This window comes from Sinorhizobium sp. P24N7 (genome assembly GCF_042436655.1).
Classification (GTDB): domain Bacteria; phylum Pseudomonadota; class Alphaproteobacteria; order Rhizobiales; family Rhizobiaceae; genus Sinorhizobium; species Sinorhizobium meliloti_A.
Window position 1 is genome coordinate 178,897 of sequence record NZ_JBHMIW010000009.1, and the last position, 17,798, is coordinate 196,694.

At 60.1% G+C, this 17,798-nt stretch carries 17 protein-coding genes and 2 pseudogenes; 9 read left to right on the forward strand and 10 right to left on the reverse strand.

Annotated features, from left to right (window positions below):
* Nucleotides 1-327: 327 nt before the first annotated feature.
* The 7 genes and pseudogenes from ACFHWW_RS17710 to ACFHWW_RS17740 all read left to right on the forward strand — a co-directional run bounded on the left by ACFHWW_RS17710 (nt 328) and on the right by ACFHWW_RS17740 (nt 6,232).
* The gene (locus tag ACFHWW_RS17710; protein ID WP_379939853.1) at nt 328-810 is read left to right on the forward strand and encodes a GNAT family N-acetyltransferase; all 483 of its coding nucleotides are present in this window, start codon (nt 328-330) and stop codon (nt 808-810) included.
* Nucleotides 811-1,081: 271 nt separating this feature from the next.
* Nucleotides 1,082-1,447 (forward strand): hypothetical protein, encoded by a 366-nt coding sequence (locus ACFHWW_RS17715; RefSeq protein ID WP_379939647.1) that lies wholly within the window; start codon nt 1,082-1,084, stop codon nt 1,445-1,447.
* Nucleotides 1,444-1,686, forward strand: coding sequence for a hypothetical protein (locus ACFHWW_RS17720; protein WP_379939855.1), 243 nt, complete (start codon nt 1,444-1,446; stop codon nt 1,684-1,686). The genes ACFHWW_RS17715 and ACFHWW_RS17720 overlap by 4 nt, the downstream gene beginning before the upstream one ends.
* Before the next feature lie 551 nt (nt 1,687-2,237).
* Nucleotides 2,238-2,968 (forward strand): annotated as a pseudogene (locus ACFHWW_RS17725) (LuxR family transcriptional regulator).
* Between the two features lie 210 nt (nt 2,969-3,178).
* A complete protein-coding gene (locus ACFHWW_RS17730; RefSeq protein WP_379939857.1) occupies nt 3,179-4,246 on the forward strand; it encodes a class I SAM-dependent methyltransferase in 1,068 nt (355 codons plus the stop codon).
* A gap of 257 nt (nt 4,247-4,503) precedes the next feature.
* On the forward strand, nt 4,504-5,652 hold the full coding sequence (locus tag ACFHWW_RS17735; RefSeq protein ID WP_379939649.1) for a hypothetical protein: 1,149 nt from the start codon (nt 4,504-4,506) through the stop codon (nt 5,650-5,652).
* Nucleotides 5,653-5,722: 70 nt separating this feature from the next.
* Entirely contained in the window at nt 5,723-6,232 is a 510-nt protein-coding gene (locus tag ACFHWW_RS17740) for a GNAT family N-acetyltransferase (RefSeq protein ID WP_379939651.1), read from the forward strand.
* Between the two features lie 95 nt (nt 6,233-6,327).
* On the opposite strand, the gene ACFHWW_RS17745 is transcribed toward ACFHWW_RS17740, so the two are convergent.
* Nucleotides 6,328-7,299 (reverse strand): GlxA family transcriptional regulator, encoded by a 972-nt coding sequence (locus tag ACFHWW_RS17745; RefSeq protein WP_379939653.1) that lies wholly within the window; start codon nt 7,297-7,299, stop codon nt 6,328-6,330.
* 103 nt (nt 7,300-7,402) lie between these two features.
* On the opposite strand from ACFHWW_RS17745, the gene ACFHWW_RS17750 reads away from it, so the two are divergent.
* The gene (locus ACFHWW_RS17750; RefSeq protein ID WP_029961246.1) at nt 7,403-8,005 is read left to right on the forward strand and encodes a hypothetical protein; all 603 of its coding nucleotides are present in this window, start codon (nt 7,403-7,405) and stop codon (nt 8,003-8,005) included.
* A 123-nt stretch (nt 8,006-8,128) separates the two neighbouring features.
* Here ACFHWW_RS17750 and ACFHWW_RS17755 read toward each other — a convergent pair whose 3' ends face one another.
* The 7 genes from ACFHWW_RS17755 to ACFHWW_RS17785 form a co-directional block, all read right to left on the reverse strand.
* Entirely contained in the window at nt 8,129-9,124 is a 996-nt protein-coding gene (locus ACFHWW_RS17755; protein WP_379939655.1) for a Gfo/Idh/MocA family protein, read from the reverse strand.
* Nucleotides 9,121-10,002, reverse strand: coding sequence for a sugar phosphate isomerase/epimerase family protein (locus ACFHWW_RS17760; RefSeq protein WP_379939657.1), 882 nt, complete (start codon nt 10,000-10,002; stop codon nt 9,121-9,123). Before ACFHWW_RS17760 ends, ACFHWW_RS17755 begins: the two co-directional genes overlap by 4 nt.
* A 22-nt stretch (nt 10,003-10,024) precedes the next feature.
* Entirely contained in the window at nt 10,025-10,858 is an 834-nt protein-coding gene (locus ACFHWW_RS17765; RefSeq protein WP_018098107.1) for a carbohydrate ABC transporter permease, read from the reverse strand.
* Nucleotides 10,855-11,778, reverse strand: coding sequence for a carbohydrate ABC transporter permease (locus ACFHWW_RS17770; protein ID WP_018098108.1), 924 nt, complete (start codon nt 11,776-11,778; stop codon nt 10,855-10,857). The genes ACFHWW_RS17765 and ACFHWW_RS17770 overlap by 4 nt, the downstream gene beginning before the upstream one ends.
* Before the next feature lie 101 nt (nt 11,779-11,879).
* A complete protein-coding gene (locus ACFHWW_RS17775; protein ID WP_379939660.1) occupies nt 11,880-13,082 on the reverse strand; it encodes an ABC transporter substrate-binding protein in 1,203 nt (400 codons plus the stop codon).
* A gap of 24 nt (nt 13,083-13,106) precedes the next feature.
* Nucleotides 13,107-14,087, reverse strand: a complete 981-nt coding sequence (locus ACFHWW_RS17780; protein WP_379939662.1) for an alpha/beta hydrolase — start codon at nt 14,085-14,087, stop codon at nt 13,107-13,109.
* Nucleotides 14,084-14,767: a GntR family transcriptional regulator gene (locus ACFHWW_RS17785; protein WP_379939665.1), complete on the reverse strand. Its 684-nt coding sequence runs from the start codon at nt 14,765-14,767 to the stop codon at nt 14,084-14,086. The genes ACFHWW_RS17780 and ACFHWW_RS17785 overlap by 4 nt, the downstream gene beginning before the upstream one ends.
* A 100-nt stretch (nt 14,768-14,867) precedes the next feature.
* Here ACFHWW_RS17785 and ACFHWW_RS17790 point away from each other — a divergent pair, with 100 nt between their 5' ends.
* A complete protein-coding gene (locus ACFHWW_RS17790; protein ID WP_379939668.1) occupies nt 14,868-15,947 on the forward strand; it encodes an ABC transporter ATP-binding protein in 1,080 nt (359 codons plus the stop codon).
* Between the two features lie 612 nt (nt 15,948-16,559).
* Here ACFHWW_RS17790 and ACFHWW_RS17795 read toward each other — a convergent pair.
* Nucleotides 16,560-17,099 (reverse strand): annotated as a pseudogene (locus tag ACFHWW_RS17795) (SDR family NAD(P)-dependent oxidoreductase); the annotation flags it as partial.
* Nucleotides 17,054-17,761 carry an SDR family oxidoreductase gene (locus tag ACFHWW_RS17800; RefSeq protein ID WP_379939670.1) on the reverse strand — a complete coding sequence of 236 codons (708 nt, stop codon included), beginning with the start codon at nt 17,759-17,761 and terminating at the stop codon, nt 17,054-17,056. The pseudogene ACFHWW_RS17795 and the gene ACFHWW_RS17800, both read right to left, overlap by 46 nt.
* Nucleotides 17,762-17,798 lie beyond the last annotated feature (37 nt).

Genomic DNA, 17,798 nt, shown 5'->3' on the forward strand with positions numbered 1-17,798 from the left:
TGTGCCTCTGCGATCTGAGGTTGATCAGTGTGCCGTGCCAGTCGAAGTGATGTATTTCGGGCGGAAAGTGGTCATGCGCTTCGCCCTTTTTGGCGGAATCTGTTTCCGATATGAGCAATCGTGGGCCGCGCCTCAGCCGCTGTACCGGCCGGACTCCTCGGCCCATCAGCACAGATTCTGGACGAAAGGTCAGGTTGGCTCTTTCGATTTCGCGTGGAGGGTGATGCAATCTCGAGGCGCCGAGGCGAGCCGCCATCGCCAGTCAGCAAAGGATAAAACACCATGACCCGCTTCTCAGCGCCTGCCGCAAAGGCTAATGATGCCGCCATGTATATTCGCCCCGCCGCATCCGCAGACGCTCCGGTCGTCTGGTCAATTATTGAGCCCATAATCCGAGCGGGAGAGACCTATGCGCTTGATCCCAACCTGAGCCGGGCAGAGGCTCTCGCGTACTGGATGGGAGCAGACAAGGAAGTCTTCGTTGCCGAACAAGCGGGCGCCATCCTCGGCACCTATTACATGCGTTCCAATCAGGCGGGTGGTGGTCAGCATGTTTGCAACTGTGGATACGTCACAGCACCTAATGCGACCGGTAAAGGCGTCGCACGTAGTTTGTGCGAACACTCAATGGCAACCGCCCGCGCCCTCGGGTATCGGGCGATGCAGTTCAACTTCGTAGTGAGCACCAACCTGCGGGCCATTTCGCTATGGCAGAAAATGGGTTTTGAAGTCGTGGGCACGTTGCCCGGCGCGTTCAGGCACCCGACGCATGGCTACGTTGACGCCTTCGTTATGTATCAAGCGCTATAAAGGCATTTGGCGTTCGCAGTGTGACAGTTGCGCCGTTGGCCGTTTCAGCACCCGCGCGCCGATGGCCGCGATAGGACGGCGAGTGGCTGAGGCAGATCGCACCGTCGAGTGTGACAAGCGGGTCCACGCAGTTTTTAACCAAGATCAACCGAGTGCCTGACTGACCAGCGCGAGTTGCGGTGATACGTGGGTCTGCTTTGCCCGCACGCGGTTAGCCATCCTGCAAGATCCGTGAGACATCCGTATAGATACGGACGAACCCGCCCTGGTGATGGGCGAGCGTGAAATCGATCGGGGCCCTGGCTTCGGAAGCGTTCCTGTCCGCCAACGACAATGGCCTAGCAAGATTGGCATCAACGAATTCGGCAACTCATTTGAACTGGCGCTGACCAAGCGGAGTTGCTGTCAACGGAGGTTCGCTTTTGCCCGTCTTGTTGGAATGTCGCTGCGGCAGACGCGTAGCGAATGCTCTGCCCAACTGGTCTACGTAGAGAGCGGACGATGGAATGGGGTCACGAGCGATCTCGGAGATCCCGATAGCCAGTTGCTCCAGAAGCGGATCGGAAGCCGCGAACTGTGGGATGATCTCAATCAGTTCCGGGTCGCCCTTACAGAGATCGCCCGCCAGTTCCTCTGATCTGGGATTGTCAGAAAGACATCGCCGAATACCTGCCCGACGAGAGCGGCATTACTGAGCACGAGCTGGTGCAGATGCTCATCGCCCGTCTCGACGGGAGCCAGGCGAAGGAAGCGCTAGGCGACGACTGGCAAGGCTGGTGGCCAAATGACGATGGAGGCGGCGACGGCGGCAGCCCCCGCTGGCCTGACACGAATAGAGCTGCAGTGGTGGAAGTGAGGACCGCTGCAGCTCCATAAGCGACATTTTCCAAGGTCATCGGCTCTCGCCTGTTCCATCTAAGGGAACCGCTTCGAACGTCGCTGACCATATTGTACTCTCAGCGGAAGCCGTATCAAGTGCGCACCGGGGAAAACTAACGAGGAACCGAGCCCATGGTCGAGATTTATCTGTTCCCGAAGACCGCCGAAGAGCAGGAGGCTGAGCGCCGACTGACCGAGGCTCTGCACACCTTCAATGCGGCCATAAAGCATGCTGCGCAATGTGGGTTCGACATTGAACTGAGGCGGGAACATGGTCGTTCACCACATACATTCGCACGCCGGTGCCTTACGTCGACCTTACGGCTCGTCTTCCGGGGAGGAACGTGCAGCCAGAATTTGTCGAGATCTGAGGAGCGCCTACCAGCGCGCTGAAGTGAACCCAATGAGATTGCGCACTGGCGACGATTTCAGCACTTGCATCTTCCTACAATTTCGCTGCCCGAGCGCTGCCATTAAGATCCGGTTCTCCGATCTGAACAGTCAAGGTCGAAACACAGAGCGATGGCAGCAAACTGAAATTTCCACCGATGGTCGACAACCGCAGACTCTCACTGTCCCTGAGGACGCTCCACGCAGCGAAGCATCGCGAGGACCTTCACCCCGCATTGCGCAAAATTTGCGTGCGACACGGCCTGTCGCACATGACATTGCTTGTGGTTTGCAACGGAGGCAGGTCGGGTTTGTACCCCGACTACTGCACGACATATCCAGATACGTGGACTGAGATATACGTCGACAAGGGCTATTTCGACATAGATCCGGTAATTGACGTCGCCCGTTGGGGGTTCCTCCCGGTGGACTGGTCCTCTCTCGATCGGCGGTCAGCACAGGTCTACCGATTGTTTAAGGAAGCGCGTTCCTACGATATTGGCCCCTATGGCTTGACGATCCCCATCCGAGGCTCGAAAGGCGAACGGTCTCTCTTTTCCGTGACCTCGAACCTGCCCAAGCGCGACTGGTCGCGGCTACGCGCTTCGAGCATTCACGAGCTGCAGATCCTTTCCCACTTCTTCATGAGACGATGCTGTCTGCAAGCGGTCTTCGAGAGATTGGCCGCTACCGGAGCCTCTCCAGGCGCGAAAGCCAGTGCCTTCAGCTTCTTGCAACAGGTCGGATTTCCAAACAAATAGCAGCGGATCTAGGCATATCAGAAAACGCGGTGAAGTTGTACCTGAGATCGGCAAGACAAAAACTCAGTGCTTTTACAAGTTATCACGCCGTTGCCAAGGCAAGCTTCCTCGAGTTGATCAAAATCTGACTGCGCGCCCGATCGCATTTGCGGCCCTTCCCTCTCTTTCGACATTCCCGGAACGGTCAACCTCCCGAATTAGGTAGATTGGCTACCCGCTCCGCTCGGTCCACAGATGAGATCGGAAGCTCACGCATGGCAGATGCGGGCGGCAAATAAAACGTCTCGACGATGGCTGAGATGAAGCACGCCACCCGATGGCTATATCGGGAGGTAGCGATGGTGGATCGAATAACAATTGAACACTGGCGGAATGCTCCCAGACTTACCGCGTTCGCAGAGTTCTTCGAAAGAACTGCCAGCGGAAAGGGTGGAGCACCGGATCTTGCCGAACCGAAACTTGACATGAGCCTGCTCGACTTTGATCTCGAGAGCGCAATTTTCGCGGATACGCATCGGCGTCTTTGGGGTCCTTTTGACAGCCATTACTTTGCCAGTATTCCATATAGGCTTGAAGAGGAGTGCCGTCTGGGTGCTGCACTACTTTCCTTCGCCTTAAGGACCTGGGCGCGCAACGCCTCCCCAACGACAATATACACGTTGGGCACGGGCACCGGTTGCCTCGCGCGCACGCTCGCCACGCTTGGCGACGGTCGCATCGAGGCGCTCTGCTGCAGTCCAACCGCAGCCAATCGAGCGTCGTTCTTTGCGAACCGGGGAAGCGAGCACGCGCACTTCTTCCACGGCCCATTCTTTGAGTTGGACGACGATCGATACGCGACCGACAAGGATCTTCTCCCATTTCGGGGCGGCTTTGACGTGCTGTTGGAAGACACGACGTTTCAGATGTACGACCGCGATCGGCTAAAGCAGCTGGAGTTCGTTGTTCCTCGCATCCGGCCTGGCGGCCTCCTCGTGCAGGTGCAAAAGCTCGCTCATGAAGACCGCGACATCTATGAGGAACGCGAGCGGCAGAAGGACGAGCTTTTTAAGTCCCGGTTCTTCTCGACAGATCACATATCCAGGAAAAAGGATGAGGTCCTGAACACGATGACGGATCTTCAAGTCGATCTGGCGACCACGGTAGCCGCTCTGAGGGCGTTTTTCCGATATTCGGTGTTAACCTGGAACAGCGGGAACTTCTACACCATCGTGTCATCCAACTCCCGCGCTTCCATGTTGGAACTGGTTTCGCTGATGGTGAAGCCGGCAATTCCACCGAACTATTGCTACGAACGTTTGCCAGCGGCGATCGTCGATACCGAGGCAGAGGCCTTGGCTCCTGATCTGACGTGGCGTAGCGCGAATACCATGATGCTCGCCCCGAAGCTCGGCGTCATGAAATGAGGATAATCGGAAAGGCCGGCGAGCATTGGAGCGCAGCCGACGTGCGCCGCACGTTGTCTGCCCTGATGCCGCATCTTACCTCCTGTTGGGAATGTCCCCTTCGACACTACGCGTCGGTTGCCCATCACGTCGAGAAATTCCATTCCGAGTGTTGCGCGCGTCGCCATGCAATGGAGCTGCTATGCCGTTGCGTCGAGCGAGCGGCGCGGAGGTCCGGTTACGGCCCTGAGGAGGCTCGAAGCGCCAGCCATCAGTTGATGGGGTCACCGGTACTGCAAACCGGTCCGCATTGCCTGCTGCTGATCGACCCGGATGCGTTCTACACGCATCTGTTCAGCCTGCTAGGCCTGCAGGCCCATGGCCGCGAATGGTACATCACCTATCATGCCTCGACGGTCAGTTTCTCGGAAAAGGCAAAGAAGGGTCCCGGCTGGCTCTGGCTTCAAGACGAGCCCCTCAACGTCTTCGGCTTACCCCGGAGCCGGATGGATTCATTCAGCATCTGCGGGTTGAATGGTCCCTATCGCTTCGCGCTCTCGAATGCCAAAGGCGATCCGGCGCCCAATGCCACTGCCGCCGGTCTCCTCGGCGAACTGCCGTCCGAGGAATTTGCTTCTGCGGCCGACGCAATCAGGGCGGCCAATCAAACCCTCTGGCGCGGCAAACTCCCCTCCCCCATCAAGCTGCTTCAGCTCGATGATTTCGACATCGCGGACCTGGTCGCCGACCACCTTGAAGACGCTGGATCCTGGATGTCGGCTGATTTCATCGGAGACGGAAAGGTCGCCGAGAGCATCCTGGATGCCATGGATCGCCTGAACATTGGACCGTGGCAGGGTTGGGTCCGCAGGACGACCGATCTCTTCTGGCGCATGGAAAAAGGGAGGATTGTTCCGCTCCGCCTCCAGGACAACGCCCTCAGGGCCAAGTGTCCGTCGGACTTCGAAGTGAAGTTCCGGCCGGACAGCATCGCTGCGGCGCTTCGGCAGCGAGCGATCGCGCCGAGCCTCTATACTGTGTTCCTGGTGAGTTCCATTTTGCCCGGCGTGAGAGCGCTTGGGGGATGTCGCCAGACGATCTACTACCCGCTTATGCGCTATCTCACCGTCATCGGGCTTGAGCAATCGGGTGATTTCGATTTCCTGACCGAAATGCGTGAAGACGACCAACCTGGGCTTTGGGGCCATCGTGTCTTGAAGCCTCTCAACGGCAATCCCTTCCGGGAGATCAAGCTCTTCAGAGGAGCCGAGACGCCTCTTGAAACATACGCGGCGATGCCTTTGGTGCAATCGAGCGGTGACCTCGCAAGTTTCATCAGCGATCCGATTTGGGCGGACCTTTCAGGGCACATCGTCAGCGGAGCTATCACCTTGGGGTCCGAGGAGTGGCAGTGGTCGGGCTCGTGATCGAGGATGCTGAGCGGCTTCGATGCTGGGATTTCGTCCGACCTGACCTGGAACTTTTGTTGGAGGCGATGTGTCGATTGAAGAAGAGGCGGTAATCAGACGCCTGTCAGTCCGGGACGTAGACGTGTTTCGCCGCATACGCCTGGAGGCGCTTTCACATGAACCGCTTTCGTTTGCGAGTGTATATGGCGATTGGGTCCATCTCTCCGACCGCGAATGGCGCCGACATCTCGACCAGCCAGTTTTCGCCGCATTCTTGAATGGTGAGCCCGTCGGCATGATGGGGCTAAGATTTGAGCGTGCAAGGAAAATGGCGCATCGTGCAAGGCTTGTCAGCGTGTATGTGCGGAAAGGCGAACGAGGGACCGGGGTTGCGGCAACCCTTTTGCATGAGGTTACGGAGCATGCACGAGACCGGGGAGCACTGCAGCTGGAGCTTGCCGTAAATGCCGAGAATTCGGCAGCGATACGCTTCTATCAGCGTCACGGATTCCTAGAGGTTGGCCGCATTCCGAACGGCTTACTGGGTCACGATGCGGAGAATGACGAGTTAATCATGGTCCTGCGCTTGAAGAGATAACCATTTCCGTTCGTTTCACTTCACTCGCCTCATTAGGCCAATTGACGGACATTTGTTTTAGTATGAGTTCAGCTGAGCTTTGCGTCTAACATGGCTCACCTGTTCGTATGGGTTTCACGGAAGAGTCGCGGCGTCACCCCGAAGCGTCTTTGGAAGACCTGCGTGAAGCGTGCGGTCGGCGCAAGCCCCACCCGCCTTGCGATTTCCTTCAACGGAAGTTCTTGGGAGAGCAAGATACGCGCCGCGTCCAGCCGGACGGTCTCGATATACTGTGCCGGCGTCTCGCCGATCGCGGCGACAAACCGTCTGTAAAACGTCCGCTCCGAGAGGCCAACCCTGGCCGCAAGGCTCGGCACATCCAGCGCGGTATCGAGATTGGCTTGTGCCCACACCAGGAGATCTGCGAGAGGAGCATCGGCTTTCGCCTGGGCAAGCAGCAGCGGGCTGAACTGAGACTGATAGCCGGGACGGCGTGCGTAGAGGACTAGGCGCTTGGCGACCCGACTGGCAAGCGCGCTGCCGAGATCCTCGCTGACCATGGCGAGGGCCATGTCAATACCGGTGGTCACTCCCGCCGATGTCCAGACGTTGCCGTCGACGACATAGAGTGCATCGGCGTCGACCGCAAGGGAGGGGTAGAGTCGCGCGAGCGCTTCGCAGGCGCTCCAGTGTGTGGCAACACGTTTACCGTCCACCAGTCCCGCCGCTGCGAGCACAAAGGAGCCGGCGCAAACCGACCCGAGTCGTCTGACGGACGAGGCGATCCGCGACAACCACCGCCCTAGTTCCGGCGTCCGGGTTGCTGCCGTGACCGCGCCGGCGTCGGCCCCGGCCACCAGGATTGTGTCAACCTCTCGTGGCACCTTCGCCAATGCTTTGGTTTCGACGATGACCCCGCTGCTACTCGGCACCGCACCGCCGGTCGGCGAGGCCAAATGCACGGCATAGCGTCCAGGCTCTCCATCCTCTGCGAGTGCGTGGTTGGCGGATGCGAAAACGGAAGCCGGGCCGGTCGCATCCAGCAATTCGAAGTCTTGATAGACGACAATGACGATATGACAAGGCACTGGCAGGAATTACCATCTTTTTGTCATTCCTGCCAACTCTGTGTGCCTGCTAGTGTTCACACTGGTGGTCGGCCAAGGACCACCACCGCAGGGAGGAGTAATCATGACTGAAGCATCGCAACCATCAAAGTCAGCGCCCGAATCCCCCACGTCGGGCTGGCAGTCGATACAATGGTGGCCCACGGCTATCGGCCTGGCATTCGCGGCTTTCGTTTCGGTCGATCTGCTCAATGGTTCGGAGCACGGCACGGACTTGGCTGCGATCGTCGTCGCCTCGGGCCTCGTGTACCTGGCAGCGGCTGCCTTGGAGATTCCGTGGGTTTCCTGGCCGGTATTCCTGCTATCGGTTGTAGTGATCACCGTCGCAAGGTTCGGCCTCATACCTTTCGATGCGACATGGGCGATGCTTATCCTCGCCGCCCTCTTTGCGGTCTATGGCGTGATCCGCGCTCTGAGACGTCCTAACCGCGAACTGCCGCTGCAAGCCATCGCAATGAGTGCCTTCGGCGGTTTAGCCACCGTGGCCCTCTTTATCAGCCCCTTTGTGGGAGCGCTGCTGGTAGCGGCGGGACTGGTCGCGCATGCCGGCTGGGACGTCTATCACCACGTCAAAAACAAAGTCGTCGTACGGTCGATGGCGGAGTTCTGCTTCGTGCTGGACACTGCTCTCGCGATCGTCATAGTCTTAGCAACACTGAGAGGCTGAGACGGGCACCCTGCCGTAGGTTACGGCGTTGAGGTTGATCTCGATGCGCTCGCGCGGCGACGCCCTTCGACAAACCCGCGCAGTGTCCGCTGTGACGCAACCTTGTCATGCCTTGACCCAACACTACAACGCCAACTCGCGGCGCAATGCTTCGAGACGTTCCATGGCAATCACGCCGTCTGCGATGGTCGGGGCCGAAGTTTTATGTCCCGCTAACGCCGGGATAACGTCGGCGAGCAGCGAATGGTAACCCTTTGGGTCCTCGTTGGCGGCCGCAGTGAAGTTGGGTTTCCAGATTAACGTGTCGACGGCATCGTCAAGCGTGGCAGCGGGATCGTCGACCTTAAAGGGCGGGTTGCGGTTCCAGCGTACGTCGATGACGTTGTCGACCTCGATGCGCTGGTGATCGCCCATAATTTCGATGCGTTCGACGGGCGCGCCGCGCGATTGCGCGGTGCCCATGGCGATCGTGCCGATGGCGCCGCATTCGAAATCGAAGTTCACATGGAAGAGCACCTTGCCCCTGCCCTTCTCGACCTTGCGCGCCGTCAGCTTGGTGACCGGCGAGACGAGGAAGGAGACGAGGTCCATGTAATGCACACAGTGATGCAGGAAGAAGCCGGTATAGTCGACATTGCCTGCGAAATAGCCGGGCGCGGTCATGTAGTAACCGGTAAGGCCGTAGATTTCCCCGAAATGACCAGACCGCAGGATGTTGGCCGCGATCTTGTTGCCTGCTGAATAGCGCTTCATGAAGCCGAGAAGCAGCGGCTTGCCCGACTTTTCCGAGGCCGCGAGCAGTTCGCGTGCCCCGGCGGCGCTACCGGACGGTGGCTTTTCCATGAAGACGGGAAGGCCCCGCTCCAGCGCCATCTTGCCGAACAGGAGATGCTGGTCCGGCCCGACCGCCATGCCGACGGCGTCGATGTCGGAGCGGCGTATGAGCTCCTCCGCATCACTCGTCAGGTTTGAGACGCCGAACTGCCGCCCGGCGGAGGTCAGACGATTGCGGTCGATATCGCAGAGCGCGCCGATCTGCACATCATGGCGAACGAGCTGCGGAAGCAGCATCTGAGTGGCGTGGACGCCGCAGCCAATCCAACCGATCTTGAGTGTCATCGACGATATTCCGTAAGCAGGATGTGGGACTTGATGAATGCGGCACTCGCGGCGAGACGTTCGCTCTCGTCCTCGTGCGGAGCACGCCACTGCGCAAAGGGAACGCCGAAGCGGTCGTCGTTGCGACGGAAGGGTTCGAGCGAGATAGGGCCGCCGTAACCGATATCATGGAGCGCGCGGAATACCTCGACCCAATCCGTCGCCCCTGTACCGGGAAAGCCGCGGTGGTTCTCGTTGGCCTGAAAATGCACGACGCGCTTTCCGCCGAGTCGGATCGCTTCGGCAATGGAGGCTTCCTCCATGTGCATGTGGAACGTGTCGAGCATGAGCTGGATGGCTGGATGATCGACAGCGTCGAGCAGTTCAATCGCCTGCTGTGTGGTGCAGAGCACGTCGCTTTCGAAGCGGTTGAGCGGCTCGACCGCCAGTGCGACGTTCAGTCTGGCAGCATGATCGCCCGCTTCCTTCAAACCCGCGACGCAGCGAGCCTTGCGGGAAAAGCGCTCCTCCTCGCTCACCGGCTGCGGCGGCCGACCGGCAAAGACGAGCGGGTTGCCCGTGAGCGGCCCGCCGACGATCGTGGCGCCGAGAGCTGCGGCGCAATCGGCCGCATATTTGAGGTAGTCGACGCCGGCGCGATGCGCGCCCGGATCATCCGACGAAAGATTGCGCTGCAGGTTGACGCGGGCGGCGAGAACGACCTGGAGCTCGGCAGCCTCGAGCGCATGGCGCGCCTCCTTCAGGTCGAGCTCGCCCGGTTCAGGCACAAGAAGCTCGACGAAATCGTAGCCGAGCCTTTTCATCTCGGAAAACAGCGGGAAATGCTCCGACGTAAACGGCCGCGCATATTGCATGGAGATCAACCCGACGGGGTTCATTGTCTGTCCTCTTTCACTCGGTTCAGCCCTTCACCGCGCCTTGGGTCAGCCCGCCGATCAGGCGGCGCTGCACGAGAAGGAAAAGGATGGTGGCCGGCATCGCGCCCACGACGGCGCCCGCCGCAAGCAGGCCCCATTCGATCTGGTATTCTCCGATCAGCGTCTGGATCGCCACCGTGACCGGACGGACGTTCCTGCCGCCGAGCGTCAGCGCGTAGAGATATTCATTCCAGGCCGTGATGAAGATGTAGATGCCGGTGGAGATAATGCCTGGTATCGTGAGTGGCAGCACGACCCGGAGCAACGCCGTCAGCCGCGAGCAGCCGTCGATCATCGCCGCCTCGTCAAGGCTTTTCGGGATCGCGCCGACATAGCTCGTTAGCATCCAGACCGCGAAGGGAATGGCGACCGTTGCATTGGCGAGGATCAGGCCGAAATGGGTGTCGAGAATGCCAGCCTTCCGCATCAGCACGAAGAGCGGCAGGATCAGGAGCACGATCGGGAACATGTTGATGAGCAGGAACTGCAACATCAGAAGCTTGCGGCCCGCAAAGCGGAAGCGCGAGAAGGCGTAGGCCGCCGTCACCGCGACGGCAAGGCCGAGCACCACTGTGCCGCAGGCTATGATCAGGCTGTCGAGCATGTTGTCGAGGAAGGAGGTCTGCTGGAGCAGGCGCACATAGTTGTCGAGGCTCCAGCCGGCGGGCGAGACGGAAACGCCGGTGGCGTTCAGCGCCTCCGTCGGCGTCAGCGAAGTCAGCACCATCCAGACGAAGGGCCCCATGGCGAAGAGCACGATCAAGAGTACCGGCAGGTCGGTGGTGAGGATACGGCGGAACGTGGAGGGTCTGTTCATCGCTCAACCTCCCGCATGGTACGGGCAAGATAGACGGCGACGATCGCGCCGAGCAGGATCGTGAAAGTCACGGCGATCGTCGTGCCGTAGCCGAAATCGAGGTTCTGGCGGGCGCGGACGAAGGCGTAGAGCGGCAGGGTATGAGTGGCATAGCCCGGGCCGCCGCCGGTCATGACGAAGATGACGTCCATAGAATTGGCGACCCAGATGACGCGAAGCAGTCCGGCCGTCGCCAGCACCGGGGCGATACCAGGCAGCGTGATATGCACGAACTGGCGCCATGGAGAGGCGCCGTCGATGGACGCGGCCTCATAGTGGCTCCGTGGAATTCCCTGGAGGCCGGCAAGGATCATGACGGCGAAGAAGGGAAAGCCCTGCCAGGTGAGCGTCGCTATGATCGCATAAAGCGCCAGATTCGGATCGGCAAGCCACGGCACGGCGGACTGCACGACGGAGAGATAGATGAGGATATCGTTTAAGACACCCGTATTGGGATCGTAGATCCAGCGCCACATCAACGCGATCACCACGCTCGGCAGGGCCCACGGAATGATGATGAGGGCGCGCGCAAGTCCCCGCCAGGGAAATTCCCGGTTGAGCAGCAGCGCAGTCAACAGGCCGAGCCCCATCTGAAGCGGCACTGTCAGGCCGATCCAGATGGCGGTATTGCCGAGTGCAGTCCAGAAGACGGGATCGGCGAAGAGCTTCACATAATTCCCGAACCCGACGAAACGGCTGGCGTTCGGCTTCCAAAGGACAAGATCGTAGAGACTGGTGAAGACCGCCTGGGCCATGGGAAAGAAGACGATGAACAGCGTGACGACCACGGCCGGCGCCAGCAGCATGTATGGCATCAGCCGCACGCTCCAGGGCGTCGGAATGGCAGGCGTCGTCGGAGATGGAGCGGTTGTCGCGGTCATGCGGTCGTTCCCGGCAGTTGGCATTCGGAAGCCATCCGCCCTGAGGTTCGGGCGGGCGGATGGCAAGGGTGGAGCGTGCGCAGACTGCTCGCTCCGGGGGGCTACTGCTGCGCGAATAGCGCCTCGAGCTGCTGCATCATCTGCTCGGAGGTGATCTGGCCGGTCAGCGCTTGCTGCATCGCCGTCTGCCAGGTCGTATTGACGAACTCCGACGTCGCCGTGTTCTGCGGCAGCACATGGGCGAACGGCAGTGACTGAACTGTCGCGTCCACGAAACGACGCTCATGCAGCGTCCAATTTTCTGCGCCGCTCTTCGTCACGGTCATCTGGCCGGTGGCCTTGTTGAAGGCCACGTTGTTGTCACCCTCGGCCAAGAAGGATATCCACTTCCACGCCGCATCCTTCACCTCCGACGAAGTGAAGATAGCCAAGGACTCATCGCCGTAGGACGTCCAGCGTCCACCGCCGCATTCCGGCACCGGCACGGCGGAGACCTTGTCGCCGAGCGCCTTGACCATGTCGTTGGAAGAGCCGATGTGATGGATCGTCATCGCCGTCGTGCCATTCTTGAAGGCACCGGTGATTTCCTGGAAGCCATCGTTCGGTGCCGATGGCGGAATGACCTTGTCCTTCTGGAAGAGATCGATCAGCCACTGGTTGGCGGCAATCGCCTCCGGCGTCGTTAGACCACCGGACTCGAGCTTGGCGCCCTGCGAGAGCACGAAGGCGCCCCACTGGTCCCATCCACCCTTTCCGCCGCGCAGGCCGAAGCCGTAGGTCTCAGGCGCCTTGGTGAGCTTTATTGCCGCGTCGCGGAACTCCTCGCAGGTCGCAGGCGGCTTTAGGCCCGCCTGCTCGAAGAGGTCGGCGCGATAATAGAGATAAAGCACGACGTACTGGATCGGTAGATAATACTGCTGGCCGTCCGGACCCTTGTTGAGTTCCAGCAGGTTGTCGAGCAGGTCCGCCTTGCCGGGCCAGGCATCGATGCGCTCGCCGATCGGCTCCAGCGCTCCCATTTCGATGAGACGCGGCTGCGCAAACAGCTTCACCATGGCAGCATCCGGGGCATTGCCCCCGACAAGCGCGGTGTAGAGATTATCGTAATAGCTGTTCCAAGGAACGTTTTCCGCCTCGATCTCGATGCCCGGATTGGCGGCCTCGAACTTGGCGACCAGATCATCCATCGGATTTTCGGGATTGTCGAAGTGATACCAGAAGCGGACAGTTTCCGCCGATGCAGTGCCTGCGAGAAGCGACGTCGCGAACGCAGCGCCGATTGCCAGTTTCTTCCAGTTTTTCATTGTCTCCTCCTCTGAAAACGCACGTCAGTTACCGGCAGCCATTCGTTTTGCCGCCGCCCCCGCGGCCACCAGCGCCTCCCGCGCGGCAGCCAGATCGAGGGTATTCTGTAGAAAGCCGTGCGTAACACCCGGCACGACCGTCAGAGTATCGCTGCGCCCGAGGCTCTTGAGGCGGGCGTGCAGCAGGATGCTGTCGGAAAGCAGCGGATCGACACCTGCGGCCATCAGGTGAAGTGGCGGCAGGGCCTTCAGTGTTTCGTCCGAAGCGACGAGCGGACAGGCCAAGGGGTCGGCTGACATATCTCGGTGGCCGACATACCAGTGCCAATAGCGTTGCATCTTTGCGGTCGTCAGACCCGGTCCATTCTCGAAATCGCAGTAGGATTGCGTACGAAAATTGCCAGCATAGGTTCCATAGAAAAGCAGTGCGCCGGCCGCAGCGGTCTTCACTGTGGCTTGCGCGTGAAGCATGGCGGCCAGCGCCAGGTTGGCACCCGCCGAGTCGCCTGCAAGGATGAGAGGGCCGTCACCGACGCCGAACGCGCCGGTGACGGCAAAGGCGGAGCGGAACGCTGCGACAACGTCCATCAGGCCCGCGGGATAAGGATATTCGGGCGACAGCCGATAGTCCGGCAGCAGCACTGGCAGGCTGCACTCCAGCGCAAGGACCCGCGCACAGCGCTCATGGGTCTCGGGGCTGCAAAACGCGAAACCGCCGCCATGCACGAAGAAGACCGCGCCCGGCCGATGATCTGGCGGCACGAGAACCTTCAGCCGCACGCGCGCAGAACCAAGGATTTCATCCGCGTCGACCCAGGCCTCGCCCACAGCAGCCATCTCGGGGAGATCGAGGTTCCAGCGGCGATTGCTCTGCGCAGTCAGCGCCCTCCCCTGCGCAGGAGACAGCGTCGTCGGATCCGGTTGCGGGCCGGTTTCTCGCTCGACACGGTCAAGGAGCGCCGCCATTTCGGGAGAAAGCCGGGACATGTGGGGAGACGCGTTCATTGGCTCGCATCCGGGAAAACGTCGGGACCGAGGTCCACGATGGTCGCGATGTGGTGCCGAAGTGCTTCACTCGCCCTTTCCACGGCCCCACTTTCTACCGCTTCAATGATCGGGCCGTGACGCTGCGCTGTTGCGACAAGATCGCGGGGACTGGTGCTGCGTGAAATCTTGAAGCGGTGATTGTGCACCAGACAGCGGTGCAAGATCGGGTCCAGAGCGGGAAGTTGAGCATCTTGAAAGATGCGACGATGGAAATCGCGGTCGAGAGAGGCGAGCTCAAGCTCGTCGCCAGTGGTCGCCGCCTGCAGCATCTCAGCGAACAAAGCCTTTAGATCGGCAACAAGCGTACGGCTCGGCATCTGCAGCGCACGCAGAATGCCGCTGCACTCGATCTGTTGGCGCACGCGGAACATCTCCACCGCTTCGGCTTCAGTGCATTCAGAAACCTGCGTGCCCCGATGCCCCTGCCGACGCACAAGCCCCTCCTCCTGCAATTGCAGCAGCGCCTCGCGCACGGTTCCCTGGCTGCATGAGAAATGAGCGGCAAGATCAAGTTCCGTCAGTGACGCGCCGGCAGGAAGCACTCCGAGCATGATGTCCCGCTTGAGCGCATTGAAGGCGGCCGCCGACTTCGCCGGTTTTGCGTCTCGCGAATGTGAATGGGCCGAAAAGTACTTCATGTGCGTCCGCGGAGTTGCCAACCATCTTTCCTGCGATTATTGATATTGATATCGATAATGGAGGTCAAGGCTTAAAGCTGACCTTTTGGAGGACCAAACCGTGACGGCAATCAGCTTGGCGCAGATTCGGAAATCCTATGGCTCGCTACAGGTCATCCATGACATTGATATCGACATAGAAAGTGGTGAGTTCCTCGTTCTGGTAGGTCCTTCCGGCTGCGGCAAATCTACTCTACTGCGCATGATTGCGGGGCTTGAGGAGATTTCCGGAGGCAGACTCGATATTGGAGGAAAGCTGGTGAACGCGCTTCCGCCATCCCAGCGAGACATCGCGATGGTGTTCCAGGATTATGCCCTCTACCCGCATATGAGCGTGCGCGAGAACATGGCATTCGGACTCAAGATGCGCGGGGCTGACGAAGCGATGATCAGGCAGCGCGTGGCGCAGGCGGCCGAGATCCTTCAGATCCAACCATTTCTCGACCGTCGGCCTGCCCAGCTATCGGGAGGTCAGCGCCAGCGCGTTGCCATGGGCCGCGCCATCGTGAGGGAGCCTTCCGCTTTCCTTTTTGATGAACCGCTGTCGAACCTTGATGCAGCGCTGCGGGTAGAAATGCGGCTGGAGATCGCGAAACTCCATAACCGCATGAAGGCGACGACAGTCTACGTCACGCACGACCAGGTCGAGGCGATGACGCTTGCGGACCGCATTGTGGTGCTGAATGCCGGGCGCGTCGAGCAGGTGGGCCCGCCGCTGGAGCTGTACCGCCGTCCAGCCAGCCTCTTTGTCGCCCGCTTCATTGGCAGCCCGACGATGAACACTATCTCCGCGGAAGTCGTCACCCATGGCGATGAGATCGCAGTTCGGCTGAAGAGCCGCACAATCAAGCTTGGGAACAAGACCGCACATGAACTGCGAGCCGCGACCGCAACCGTTGGAATCCGCCCCGAGGATCTTGTCGTCTGCGCTCCAGAAGAAGCATGGTTCGGCGGAAAACTTGCTGTGGCTGAGCGATTGGGCAGCCAGACTTATGGCTATCTGGAAACCGGCGACGCGCGTATGCTGACGGTAGAGTTTCCCCGCGAGAGTACCATCAGCGTCGGCGATCTAATCCACGTGCGCCCAAACCCAGACGCTCTTCATGTGTTCGATGGCTCTTCCGGTCGGCGGTTGAATTGACGAGCGCCGTAAAGGCGAGCCAGGATCCTATTGGGAGCTAAGAGAGCTCCCGGGTTCTGCGCGACCATTGTCCGACTGCGTGGCCTTCGCTCTGGCACCACTTTCGAAGGCACTGCACCTTACCTGGAGTGTCGTGCGTAGGCTCTGTCAAGCTTAAAGGCCGGAGGACGCCTTGCCGTATCGAGGCCTCATCGTCACAATCAAGAAAACGGGCCGACTGTTTCCAGGCTTGAACCCTGGCTCATCGAACGCCTGAGATGACGGCGCATAACGGCCTCTTAGCCCCCTCTCGACAGACTTCCGCTCACCACCCTCTCGCGACTGAGGGAACCGGAAAGATCGACCCGTTGCAGCCATCCGAATTTGCTCGCGCTACGGCGCAAATCGGCCCGAAGCACACTCTCACAGGCGAAGCGCGCATGGCTGCTGTGCGCCCCCATCCCGGCCTTTAAGTACGTCTTTTCCGGCTCCTTAAAAGCAGACATGTCCGGCGACCACGCTGCAGGTCGTGGGCGCCGGACACGGAGCGATCGTCATGCTTCAACAATGTGATTTGTGGTATGCACCACGTATCACTGCGCTAACGCGATTCAGGAAGGCATTCTCCTTCCATCAGAAGTCGGTCGACACCGAAACGCTCCGCCATTCCGCGAGGATGCGGGCATCCGCGGCGTGTTTCGCCTCGATGGCGGCGACGGTGTCGCTGCCCAGCGGTAGCCGCACCGGCGGGTTGGCCGTATCGACGAAAGCGACCAACACATCGGCGAGTTTGGAGGGGTCGCCCGGCTGACTATGGTTGAGCTCGAGCGCAGCCCGCCGAACCCTGCCAGCGGTGCCGTCATAGTCCGCTATCCGGGCGGGACTGGTTGACAGCGAGGAGGCGTCGAGGAAATCGGTTCGGAAATAACCCGGCTCGATCACCGTCACATGAATGCCGAGCGGAGCAAGCTCTGCGTGCAACGCTTCGGACAGTCCCTCGACTGCGAACTTAGTCGAGCTATACACGCCAAATCCTGCCGCGCCGCGATAGCCGCCGATCGAAGAGATGTTGAGGATGCGGCCTGACCGCGCTTCGCGCATATGGGGCAGGACCGCGCGGGTCACGTTCAGCAATCCGAACACATTGGTGCGATACACCGCTTCGATCTCTGCCGCTGCGGTGACGCCAGCAGCGCGTCGAAGGTGGCGCGCAGCTCATCGCGCTTGGTGAAGTTCCTGTTGTCGTCCAGCCAGCGGAACGCCGTGTCTGCCATCGTCTCGTTGTAGCCGGTCAGATAGGCGCCGGGATTGATGGTCTGGACCTTGATGCCGAAGGGAGCGACCTCCTGGGCAATGGCTTCGGCGATAGACTCCAGCGCGTGCTTGGTCGACACATAGGTGCCCCAGCCGGCCGGCGTGAACAGACCACCCATCGATGAGGTGAAGACGATCTTCGCGCGCTTCTTCTGCTTCATCCATTTGGCGATGAAGCCCTGCGTGAGTTCGAGCGGCTTGAAGACGTTGGTTTCGTAGTTGCGGCGGACGAGGTCGATCGGGATCTCGCTGATCGGGCCGCTCTCGCCGATGCCGGCATTGTTCCAGAGGACATCGATGTCGAAGCGTTGGGCGAAGGCCACGTCGTAGGGATCGAGCAGATCGAGTTTCTCCACCCGGATGTTGTCGAGGCCGAGTTCGGCCACCTTGTTCCGTAGCGCCGCAACCTGGGGAGCGATCTGCGCGGTGGCAATGATGTTGTGACCGGCCTTGGCCATGCCGATGGCGGCGGCTTCAGCGAAACCAGAGCCAGCGCCGGTGATGAGAATGGTTTTGATCATGGGAATGGTCCTTTGTGAATTGTGAGGAAGAGGCATA